This is a genomic window from Ornithinimicrobium sp. (assembly GCF_030537745.1).
In the GTDB taxonomy this organism is placed as follows: domain Bacteria; phylum Actinomycetota; class Actinomycetes; order Actinomycetales; family Dermatophilaceae; genus Ornithinicoccus.
Window position 1 is genome coordinate 1 of record NZ_JAUNVI010000046.1, and the last position, 10,462, is coordinate 10,462.

Annotated in this window: 10 protein-coding genes; 6 read left to right on the forward strand and 4 right to left on the reverse strand. The window is 69.9% G+C overall.

Translation table 11 applies throughout. The features are described 5' to 3' along the window. Positions 1-337 precede the first annotated feature (337 nt). Positions 338-1,333, forward strand: a complete 996-nt coding sequence (locus Q4P07_RS10310; RefSeq protein WP_303374829.1) for an ROK family glucokinase — start codon at positions 338-340, stop codon at positions 1,331-1,333. A 31-nt stretch (positions 1,334-1,364) separates the two neighbouring features. Then, positions 1,365-2,075 carry an endonuclease/exonuclease/phosphatase family protein gene (locus tag Q4P07_RS10315; RefSeq protein ID WP_303374830.1) on the forward strand — a complete coding sequence of 237 codons (711 nt, stop codon included), beginning with the start codon at positions 1,365-1,367 and terminating at the stop codon, positions 2,073-2,075. Positions 2,076-2,141: 66 nt separating this feature from the next. On the opposite strand, the gene Q4P07_RS10320 is transcribed toward Q4P07_RS10315, so the two are convergent. Together Q4P07_RS10320 and Q4P07_RS10325 are read right to left on the reverse strand one after the other, a co-directional pair. After that, positions 2,142-2,684, reverse strand: coding sequence for a hypothetical protein (locus Q4P07_RS10320; RefSeq protein ID WP_303374831.1), 543 nt, complete (start codon positions 2,682-2,684; stop codon positions 2,142-2,144). Beyond that, positions 2,681-3,475 (reverse strand): carboxylesterase, encoded by a 795-nt coding sequence (locus Q4P07_RS10325; protein ID WP_303374832.1) that lies wholly within the window; start codon positions 3,473-3,475, stop codon positions 2,681-2,683. Before Q4P07_RS10325 ends, Q4P07_RS10320 begins: the two co-directional genes overlap by 4 nt. Before the next feature lie 49 nt (positions 3,476-3,524). Here Q4P07_RS10325 and Q4P07_RS10330 point away from each other — a divergent pair, with 49 nt between their 5' ends. From Q4P07_RS10330 to Q4P07_RS10345, 4 genes are read left to right on the forward strand one after another with little or no spacing between them, the layout of a single operon-like run. Continuing rightward, positions 3,525-4,571 carry a lysophospholipid acyltransferase family protein gene (locus Q4P07_RS10330; RefSeq protein WP_368660274.1) on the forward strand — a complete coding sequence of 349 codons (1,047 nt, stop codon included), beginning with the start codon at positions 3,525-3,527 and terminating at the stop codon, positions 4,569-4,571. Then, complete coding sequence (locus Q4P07_RS10335) at positions 4,561-5,928, forward strand: class II 3-deoxy-7-phosphoheptulonate synthase (protein WP_303374833.1); 1,368 nt, start codon at positions 4,561-4,563, stop codon at positions 5,926-5,928. Before Q4P07_RS10330 ends, Q4P07_RS10335 begins: the two co-directional genes overlap by 11 nt. A gap of 1 nt (position 5,929) precedes the next feature. Next, complete coding sequence (locus Q4P07_RS10340) at positions 5,930-7,021, forward strand: low specificity L-threonine aldolase (protein ID WP_303374834.1); 1,092 nt, start codon at positions 5,930-5,932, stop codon at positions 7,019-7,021. Then, entirely contained in the window at positions 7,018-7,611 is a 594-nt protein-coding gene (locus tag Q4P07_RS10345) for a molybdopterin-dependent oxidoreductase (RefSeq protein WP_303374835.1), read from the forward strand. The genes Q4P07_RS10340 and Q4P07_RS10345 overlap by 4 nt, the downstream gene beginning before the upstream one ends. A gap of 32 nt (positions 7,612-7,643) precedes the next feature. Here Q4P07_RS10345 and pknB read toward each other — a convergent pair whose 3' ends face one another. Together pknB and Q4P07_RS10355 are read right to left on the reverse strand one after the other, a co-directional pair. Continuing rightward, positions 7,644-9,641 (reverse strand): Stk1 family PASTA domain-containing Ser/Thr kinase, encoded by a 1,998-nt coding sequence (pknB, locus tag Q4P07_RS10350; protein WP_303374836.1) that lies wholly within the window; start codon positions 9,639-9,641, stop codon positions 7,644-7,646. Between the two features lie 81 nt (positions 9,642-9,722). After that, a partial coding sequence (locus tag Q4P07_RS10355) for a lytic transglycosylase domain-containing protein (protein ID WP_303374837.1) occupies positions 9,723-10,462 on the reverse strand: 740 nt, incomplete at its 5' end.

The following is a 10,462-nucleotide window of genomic DNA, read 5'->3' on the forward strand; positions in this document are numbered from 1 at the left end:
CAGGTTTCGAACGGGCAGGTTTCGACCATGCAGGGCTCGACCGTGGATCGGCCGCACTCGACAGCGACGAGCTCGCTGCCGTCAGCGCGTTCGTCCGGGCTGGCTTGGTGCACCCGCATGAGGCGGCGATCGCGCGCGCCGAGGTCAACAGTGGGTTTGCGGTGGGCTAGAAGATCGGGCGTGGGTCGCCGTGCACCGCGTCGTTCCCGGCAAGGACCACATCGTCGGTGGCCGCGACCTGCTCTGAGCTAGAGGTCGCGCAGCCCTCGGCTGGGCGCAGGTCGGCCCCGTGCACGGCATACTCACGAAGGCACCAGCGCACAGAAGGAGATCGTTGATGAACAGCGCGGACCTAGCCATCGGGGTCGATGTCGGTGGGACGAGGATCAAGGCCGGGCTGGTGGACCGTGCCGGCCACCTGGTCGAGTCGAGCGGCAGGGACAGCCCCGGAAGGCTGACCGACCCGGCCGAGGCCGTGGAGGCCACGGTGGGGGTCGTGCACGCCCTCCTGCGACGTCTGGACCGAGCCACCGCGATCGTCGGGGTGGGGGTCGGGGTAGCCGGCTTCGTGGACGGGGACCAGGGAGAAGTGGTGTTTGCGCCGCACCTGGCCTGGCGCAACGAGCCACTGGCAGAGGTCCTGCGAGCCCGCCTCGGGCTGCCCGTGGTCGTCGACAACGACGCCAACGCAGCAGCCTGGGGGGAGCTCCGATTCGGGGCCGGACGAGGCGTGCGCCACCTGGTCATGGTCACGCTCGGCACCGGCATCGGGGGTGCACTGGTGGTGGATGGGCAGCTGTGGCGGGGCGCGGGAGGATTGGCGGGGGAGTTTGGTCACATGGTCGTCGTGCCGCAAGGGCGCGCCTGCGAGTGCGGCAACCACGGCTGCTGGGAGCAGTATGCCTCCGGCTCGGTGCTGCGACGCTCCGGGCGCGCGATCCTCCGGGGCGGCGGTCCGCGAGCCTCGGCGCTGCTCGGGCTCTGCGGTGAGGATGCGGACCGACTCAGCGGACAGGACGTCACCAGCGCCGCCCGTGCCGGCGACCCGGCAGCGCTGGAGGCGATCGAGGAGGTAGGGGGATGGCTCGGCGTGGGGCTGGCCAATCTCGCCGGGGCACTGGATCCGTCCGGCTTTGTCGTGGGAGGTGGCGTCAGCGAGGCGGGAGAGCTGCTCCTGGTGCCGGCGCGTGCCGCCCTGGCTGCCCAGCTGCCGGGCCGGGGATATCGACCGCTGCCATGGGTCCGTGCGGCGGCCCTCGGCGCGCAGGCGGGCGTTGTCGGTGCCGCTGACCTCGTCCGACACCGACAACGCTCGCCCTCAGACCGGATGTAGATCGCGGGCAGTCGTTTGCCAAGATGGGCACATGCCGCCGAGTTCACCCGGATCTGTCCTGCGTGTCGCCTCGTACAACCTCCGGGGACTCAAGGACGACCCTCATGCCAGCGCAGCCGTCGTGCGCGCCATCGACCCCGATGTGCTGCTTCTGCAGGAAGTCCCCCGATTTCCCGGCTCCAGCTATGCCATCAGCGCGTTCGCTCGCGAGTGCGGTCTGCTCTGGTCGGGTCGGACGCGGCTGGTGAGCGGGACCAGCCTGATGACCAACATCCGGGTCGACGCCAGCGACTCACAAGACCGCAAGCTCAAGGTTGGCATCCGAGACAATCCCCGCAGTTATACCCTTGCCCGCGTGAGCCGCCCCGGTGGCATCGCGGCCACCGTCGTCTCGGTGCATCTGTCGTTGGTCGATAAGGAACGCGTGACCCACATTCGGACGGTGCTCCAAGAGATCGAGGCGGACCCTCACACCCCGGACGACGAGCCGTTGATCATCGGCGGCGACCTCAACGAGGGCGAGGACGGCGCCGCCTGGGGCACGCTAGCCCAACGGCTGGTCGAGGTGAGTGACGATCGCCCGACCTTCCCGGCCAAGAACCCTCGTCACCGGATCGACGCCATCTTTGCCCGAGGACACCGCAGCGCCACACCGGGTGACCAGGAGGTGCTGCGCGGCCACCGCGCTGAGTTGGCCAGCGCGACGGACCACCTGCCCGTCTGGGTCGACCTGCAGTTCTAGGTGCTCGGCGCACGATGCCCACACGTGGTCGCTGACCGGGTGCACCGTCGCCAGGGGACCCAGGCCTCAGACCTGAGCGCCCCAGTCGTCATGGTTGCGGTGGCGCGGCAGACGCAGGATGAGCAAGATGAAGCCGCCGGTCAGCAGCACGGCTCCGACGAAGGCCCAGGTGGAGCCCAGAAGCGGGATGACCGCGGAGAGGAAGAGCAGCAGGGGTCCGCCGGCCAGACCGATCACGATCCCCCAGAAGTGCAGGTCGCCCACCGGCAGGGGTGGGGTCGGGGGCGGGATGAAATGGTCCTCGTCAGGGTCCTCAGGAGGCTCGTAGGACCGGTGGTCGGTCGCCATGCCGGGGGGTGTGCCGGTGCCCAGGTGGCCCATCGAGCGCGGTGCCGGCAACTCCTCACGTGGCGCTGGAGGCTTCTCCCGTGGCGCCGTAGGTTCCTGGCCCAAGCGGCCCTCCCGCGGACGGGTGCTCGAGTCGTCATCGGAGGTGGGGCGCTGCGATCCGGTGGTGGGCTCCTCCAGCTGATAGGCCGCGACAATCTCCCGGAAGCGTCGGTCCAGGTCCTCGGGATCGTCTGGCCGCGGGTCCGGCGCGGCCGTCATCCGCGCTCCACCGTGTCGGTCGTCTCGCCGCTGAGGCGGGCGACAAACTCGCGGGTATGCCGTAGCAGCTCGGCGGCGTCGTAGTCCAGGGTCGCCACGTGCCCGGAGTTGGGCAGGACCACCTCGCGCACATCGGCGCTGCCCACCCGCTCGAAGAAGACCTCGGCCGAGCGGCGGGGGACGACCTTGTCATGGGCGGAGCGCAGCAGCAGCACGGGTTGGTGCACGTCGGCGAGCAGGTCCTGCAGGTGCGGCCAGTGCGAGACAAACGAGGCGAAGGCCTTCAGCGGCAACCGGTCGTAGGCAATCTCCGCATCGCCGCCGGGCTTGCGGATGTCGTTGCCGAGCCCGGCCAGGCTCGGCACGACATACTTCAGGAGGGGCAACACCTTGAGCCGAGGGTCGGTCGCAGTGAAGGCAGGGTTCACCAGCACCAGGCCGTACACCTGCTCCGGGTGCCTCGCCGCGAGCTCGGCCACGAGCGCGCCGCCCAGACTCAGGCCCACCGCGACCAGTCGGTCGACCCCCGAGCGCAGGTCCGCCGCAGCGGCCTCCACGGCCCCGAACCAGTCGTCATACCTCGTCCTGGCCAGGTCGGCGACACTCGTCCCGTGGCCAGGCAGGAGGGGAGCGCTCACGGCATACCCAAGCGCTGCCAGGTCGGCAAAGATCGGACGAACGGTCTGCGGCGTCGACGTCAGCCCGTGGACCACCAGCACTCCGGTGCGGGCGCGCTCGCCGCGACCGGGGCTAAGGAAAGGCTCTGCGCCGGGGAGGAGGTGCACAGTCATCATCCTTGCACGCGCTGTCGGGGGTAGAGTCGGCGCGGACCAGACCACCATGGCGCGCAGACGCGCAGGAGGACGCACCTTGATCTACTGGATCCTCAAGCATTTTGTGGTGGGGCCTCCCGTCCGCCTGATCTTCCGCCCACGGGTGGAGGGGTTACACCACATCCCCGACGAGGGGGCGGCGATCCTGGCCAGCAACCACCTGAGCTTCTCCGATTCGATCTTCCTGCCGGTCGCGGTGCGCCGACGGATCATCTTCCCGGCCAAGCAGGAGTACTTCACGGGCAAGGGAGTCAGGGGCTGGCTCGTCAAGCGGTTCTTCATCATCACCGGCCAGATCCCCATCGACCGCTCCGGTGGCAACGCTGCCAAGGACGCGCTCGCGAAGGGCCTGCAGGTGCTGGAGCGCGGAGATCTCTTCGGGATCTACCCCGAAGGCACGCGGTCGCCGGACGGCAAGCTCTATCGGGGCAAGACGGGGATGGCCAGGCTGGCCCTGGAGGCGGGCGTCCCGATCATCCCCTGCGCCATGATCGACACCGACAAAGCCCAGCCCACCGGTCAGAAAATCCCCAACATCGTGCAGATCGGCATCCGGATCGGGCGGCCGATGCACTATCCGCAGTACGCAGGCCGCACTGACGACCATGAGGTGCTGCGCAAGATCACCGATGACGTGATGCGTGAGCTGCAACGCCTCTCTGGCCAGGACTACGTCGATGAGTATGCCGCGAGCGTCAAGGAGCGGCTGGCCACCCGGGCCAGGACTGGGCTGGACCAGGCGAGGGCCGGCCTAGGCCACGCGAGGGTGGGGATCGTCGAGGCGAGCGAGAAGGCGCGAGAGGGGATCCTTGAGGCGAGCGAGAAGGCCCGAGAGGGGATCGTCGAGGCGAGTGAGAAGGCGCGAGAGGGCATCGCCGCCCGCCGCGCCAGGGCCGGCGCCGATCCCTTGGCCCCCCCCGGAGCCTCCGACTCCTCCGACGCTGGTGGGGACCACCCGATCGACGGCGAGTCGGACCAGGCCCCGACTCCCAGCACTGACGCCGCGTCAAGAACACTCCCGCCCGGGTCCTACGATGGGTCAGGTGAGCACTGACACCACCAACCCGGAGGTCCACTCCGGACTGACGACCGACTGGCCGCAACTGCCTGCTTCCCAGCAGCCGACCTGGCAGGACCCTGCCGAGCTGGCGCAGGCCCTCTCCGTGCTCGCGGCCTATCCGCCCCTCGTCTTTGCCGGTGAGTGCGACCTGCTCCGCACCCGGATGGCTGCGGTCAGTCAGGGGAAAGCCTTCGCGCTCCAGGGTGGTGACTGCGCAGAGACCCTCGCCGAGGTCACCGGCCCCAACATCCGTGAGCGGATCAAGACCATCCTGCAGATGGCGGTGGTCCTCACCTACGGCGCAGGGATGCCGATCGTCAAGGTCGGCAGGATGGCGGGGCAGTTCGCCAAGCCACGCAGCTCGGACACAGAGACCCGCGACGGGCAGACGCTGCCGGCCTACCGCGGCGACATGGTCAATGGCTTCGCCTTCACCCCCGAGTCGCGTCGGCACAACCCGGATCGGCTCCTGCGCGCCTACCACGCGAGCTCGGCGACCCTCAACCTCGTCCGCGGCTTCACCACCGGCGGGTTCGCCGACCTGCGCAGCGTCCACGCGTGGAACAAGGGCTTCATCAAGGGCCCGGCTCAAGCGCGCTATGAGCAGATGGCTCATGAGATCGATCGCGCGGTCCGGTTCCTGGAGGCCTCGGGAGTCGCCGACGCGGAGGAGATGCGTCGGGTTGAGTTCTTCTCCGCGCACGAGGCGCTGGTGCTGGACTACGAGCGTCCGCTCGTGCGCCGTGACCACCGCACCGGGCTGCTCTACGACACCTCCAGCCACTTCCTGTGGATCGGCGAGCGCACCCGGGAGCTCGATGGTGCACACATCGACTTCGTCTCCCGCGTGCACAACCCCATCGGGGTCAAGCTCGGTCCGACCGCCGACCGCGACACCGTGCTGAGGTTGATCGACAAGGTCGACCCGGACCGGGTGCCTGGCCGGCTGACCTTCATCACCAGGATGGGCGCCGCCACGATCCAAGAGGTCCTGCCGGGCCTGCTCACGTCGCTGGGTGAGGACGCCCGGCATGTCAGCTGGATCTGCGACCCGATGCACGGCAACACCTTCACCACGTCCAGCAATCACAAGACCCGCCGGTTCGAGGATGTCGTGGAGGAAGTGCGGGGTTTCTTCGCCGCGCACCTGGAGGCCGGCACCCACCCGGGCGGCATCCACGTCGAGCTCACCGGCAACGACGTGACCGAGTGCGTCGGTGGCACCAGCGAGGTCAACCTGGACAACCTGGGCCTGCGCTACGAGACCCTGTGCGACCCGCGGCTCAACCACCAGCAGAGTCTCGAGCTGGCGTTCCTGGTCGCGGAGATGCTCGACCGGGGGGTGTACTGACGTGCCGGCCGACCACAGCAGCCGCTCCGGGGTCGTCGCCGACCTGCGTTCGGACACGCTCACCAGGCCGACCGACGCGATGCGCGCGGCGATGGCGGCAGCACCGGTCGGGGACGATGTGTATGGCGAGGACCCGACGGTCGCGCAACTGGAGGCGCGTGTGGCCGACCTGCTCGGCCACGAGGCGGCGCTGTTCATGCCGACCGGCTCGATGGCCAACCAGGTCGGCCTGCGCCTGCACGCCGGACAGGGACAAGAGATCATCTCCGACCACCTCGCGCACGTGCTGCGGGCCGAGATGGGCGCGGCCGCGGCATACTCCGGCATCACCTCCCGCACCTGGGTCACACCCCGCGGTCGCCTCGACGTCGACACCGCGCTCGCGGTCATGGTCCCGGACGGCGGCCCCCACTTGGTGAGCACCGCCTGCGTGGTCGTAGAGAACACCCACAACTTCGGCGGAGGCACGATCCAGCCGATCGAAGACATGCGTCGACTGCGGGCGCAGACCGCGCCCGTCGGCGTCGGCGTCCATCTCGACGGTGCTCGCCTGTGGAACGCCCACGTCGCCACCGGTGTCTCGTTGAGCGACTACGGCGCGTGCGCCGACACGGTCTCGGTCTGCCTGTCCAAGGGCCTCGGTGCTCCCGTCGGGTCGGTCCTGGCCGCGTCGGCCGAGCGCATCGCGGCGGCCAGGGTATGGCGTAAGCGTCTCGGTGGCGGCATGCGCCAGGTCGGGATGCTGGCCGCCGCCGGGCTCTACGCCCTCGATCACCACCTCGAGCGCCTCGCGCAGGATAATGCGCGCGCACACCGTGTCGCGCAAGCGCTGGCCGGCGCTGCACCGGGCATCGTCGACCCTGCTGACGTCCAGACCAACATCCTGGTCGTCGACGTGAGCGCGGCCGGGTGGGACGCAGCGGCCTTCACCAGGGCCGCGGCCGCGGTCGGCGTCCTCGGCTTTGCGATGGATGCCCGCCAGGTGCGGTTCGTCTGGCACCTGGACGTCGACGATGAGATGACTGACCATGCGCAGCGAGAGCTGGTCGACCTGCTCGCCGGGGCGGGGCAGGAGGCGGAGGCAGAACGGTGACAGCCCTCCCGGACGGTCCGGTCGGCGCGTTGCCCCCGGGGCAGCGGCCGACGGAGGTCTGGCGTGCCTCCCACTACGGCAAGGTGCCCCATCTGGACGCCCACCAGTGGCGCCTGACGATCGGCGGGTGCACCAGCGACGGCGGCCTGCTCGTCCTCGACCAAGGGGCGCTGGAGTCGCTGCCGCAGGTCGAGCTGGTCGCAGGCATGCACTGCGTCGACCGCCACACCGTGCCTTCCGTGCGGTGGGGAGGGGTCCGGATGAGCGACATCATCGCGCTGGCCCCACCCGAGCCGGGCGCCGACCATGTGCTCCTGGCTGCGCACCGCGGCTACTCCAGCGCGGTCCTGCTCGAGGACCTGCTCCAGCCCGGATCGCTGCTGGCCACCCACGCCGACGGTGAGCCGCTCACCCCCGAACACGGGTGGCCGGCCCGCGTGGTCATGCCTCAGCTCTACGGCTTCAAGGGCCCGAAGTGGATCGCGGAGCTGACCTATCACCGGGTGGCGCAGGTGGGCTATTGGGAAGGGCACGGTTATCACCCGCGGGGCAGGGTCGACCTCGAGGAACGCTGGGCGCACCAAGGCTGAGCGCGACCTGCACCAGAGCGCGGTCGGACCCCTCAGACCACAGCGAGGACGATCTGCGACCCCTTCGGCACCTCGGTGTCCGGCTCGATCGACTGCTCGCGAACGGTGCCGAAGAATCCGCCGCGGACGTCCTCGCGCGTGACGACGAGGCCGAGCTCGGTCAGCTCGCGCTCTGCCTGGCTGAACTGGCGACCGATGACGGAGGGCACCCGCACCAGCGCTGGGCCCTTGGACAGGACCAGTTGGACGGTCCTGCCACGCTCCACCTGGCCGGGGCCGGGATCCTGGCTGACGACCGCGCCGTCGGGCACCGTCTCGGAGAAGACTCGGTCGGGCGCGACCTCGACGGTGAGCCCCGCGGCACCGAGCAGGTCCCGGGCCTCCTGCTCCGACTTTCCTGAGACGTCGATGACGTCGACGGGAGCGGGGCCTTGACTCACCACCACATCGACGGGGGTGCCCGGCGGGAGCTCACTGCCCGTGGTCGGGTTGCTGCTGACGATCTGGCCCGGGGCGACTGACTCGTGATAGGTCAGGGTCTGCTCGCCGAGCGTGAGGTGTTCCGCCGCCAACTGCGTGGTGGCGTCGGCGACGGTGAGCCCGTCCAGCCGTGGCACGGCATACCGCTCCAGCCCTCGTGAGACGGTCAGGAGCACATCCGTGCCGTGGCGCAGCACGGCGCCGGGCTCGTGATCGGCCTTCATGACCACGTCCTTGGCGGTGTCCTCGGAGAAGGCGTACTCCACGACCGCGTCGAGGTCCTGCGCGTCCAGGGTGGAGCGGGCCTCCTGCTCGCTCAGGTTGACGACGACGGGCATGGCGGAGTGGACGGCGGGACCCTCGGTCAGATACCAGTAGCCGAAGCCGCCACCGGCGAGCAGGAGCAGCAGCAGCGTGCCCAGCACCCAGCCCCAGCCGGAGGAGCCGGTCCGTTGGCGTCGGCTTGCAGGGACGGACTGGCGGGGAGCGGGGGCGCGGTTGCCGGTCGTGCGCGCATAACGCGTCTCGGGGGGCGTGCCAGCCGACGTGGACTTCCCGGCGTTGGCGGGGGCGTCGCGTCCCACCGGTATGCGGCGGGTCGCCGAGGCGGCACTGGCCGGGCCGACCACCTGAGTCGCGTCGGTCCCCAGGCGCGGGACGGCGACGGTCTCGTCGCGATAGGGCACGGCCTCCAGCTCGGCCTCGGAGAGCGAGCGCTGCAGGAGGCGGAGCTCGGTGAGCAGCTCGGAGCCGTCCTGCGGGCGATCCTGCGGGTCGGAGGCGCTGGCCCGCAGGATCAGCTCCTCGACGGCGACAGGGACGCTGGGCACCAACTCGCGGGCGCGCGGCACCCCGCCGTGCACGTGCTCGTAGGCGACCCGGAGGGGGTCATCGCCAGGGAACGCCTTGTGGCCCGTGACGAGCTCGAAGAGGAGCAACCCCACGGCATACACATCGGTCCGCGCATCCGAGCTGTCGTGCTCCACCTGCTCGGGCGCCAGATAGGCGGCTGTGGCCCAGAGCATCTCGGTGGTCACGCTCGGGACACCCTCGATGCGGGCCAGACCGAAGTCGGCGACCTTGACCTGGTTGCTGCGTCGGAGCCCGAGGAGGACGTTCTCGGGCTTGACGTCGCGGTGGATCATGCCGTCGGCGTGCGCTGCGGCGAGCGCCTCGGTGACCGGGATGAGCAGCGTCAGCGCCGCGCGGGTGGACAGCGGTGCCTCGGCGCGGATCACGTCGCGCAGCGTCCGGCCCTCGACCAGCTCCATCGCCAGGTAGACGACGGAGCCATCCTCGCCTTGGTCATAGACGTTGACGATGTGTGGGTGCTGGAGCCGGGCGGCGGCGTGCGCCTCGTGGACGAAGCGACGGACGAAGGCGTCATCGCGGGCGAGGTCCGCGCGCATCACCTTGAGCGCGACCGCGCGGTCTAGCCGCAGATCCCGCGCCCGATAGACCGTCGCCATCCCGCCACGGGCGAGCTCGGCGTCGACCTGATATCGGCCGTCGATAAGGCGGCCGATCAGGGGGTCGTCCACGTCGGTCACCCGATCACTGTACGGAGGCTGGTCGCCGCAGGGTGGGAGGTGGTGGCCTAGCCGAGGCTGGTGTCAGTGGTGCTGGTGGTGTCAGATCGTGGTCATGAGGTACTTGATGTTGCTGACATAGCGCTTGGTGTCGGCGAACAAGCCGTACTGACGGACGCTGGCCAAGCCCTGGTAGTAACCGCCGATCGCGTGGTCCCTGCTGCTCGCTGAGGAGAGCAGCGCCTTGATGATCACGACGCCTGCCTCAGCATTGTCCTTGGGCTCGAGCAGGTTGAGCTGGCGGCCGACCAGGGAGGAGGCCCACTGGCCCGAGGAGGGGATGACCTGCATCGCCCCGATCGCGTTGGCGGGGGAGACGGCGCGGTGGTTCCACCCGGACTCCTGGTAGGAGAGCGCCAGCATGAGCTTGCTGTCGACGCCGTGCTTCTTGGCGCTGGCCGCGATCAGGTTCTTCATCTCCGCGCGGCTGGGGACGTCCACGGCGGCCAGATACTCGCGGTTGGCGGCTGCGGACCGGGCGACGCCGCTGCTGTAGTGGTAGTGCAGGAAGGTGTCCGGCACCTTCTCGCCAGCCTTGTAGGAGCCGATGTTGGACTCGTCGTAAGGCCGGTCTAGCTTACCGGTGGGCGCCGCGTTCGACGACCCCGACGCCGACGAAGAGCCGGAGCTGGCGACCCCGCCGCCCGGCAGCCGGAGCTTCTGGCCGGCATAGATGAAGGAGCCGGCGTTGATGCCGTTGGCCGCGGCCACCGCGCTCACCGTGGTGCCGTGGCGCAGCGCGATCCCGGACAGGGTGTCGCCAGCGCGGACCGTGACGGAGG

Excerpts from the sequence above, each read along its gene's own strand:
- Q4P07_RS10310 (WP_303374829.1), top strand. The coding sequence starts at position 338 with ATGAACAGCGCGGACCTAGCCATCGGGGTCGATGTCGGTGGGACGAGG.
- Q4P07_RS10315 (WP_303374830.1), top strand. The coding sequence starts at position 1,365 with ATGCCGCCGAGTTCACCCGGATCTGTCCTGCGTGTCGCCTCGTACAAC.
- Q4P07_RS10320 (WP_303374831.1), bottom strand. The coding sequence starts at position 2,684 with ATGACGGCCGCGCCGGACCCGCGGCCAGACGATCCCGAGGACCTGGAC.
- Q4P07_RS10325 (WP_303374832.1), bottom strand. The coding sequence starts at position 3,475 with ATGACTGTGCACCTCCTCCCCGGCGCAGAGCCTTTCCTTAGCCCCGGT.
- Q4P07_RS10330 (WP_368660274.1), top strand. The coding sequence starts at position 3,525 with ATGGCGCGCAGACGCGCAGGAGGACGCACCTTGATCTACTGGATCCTC.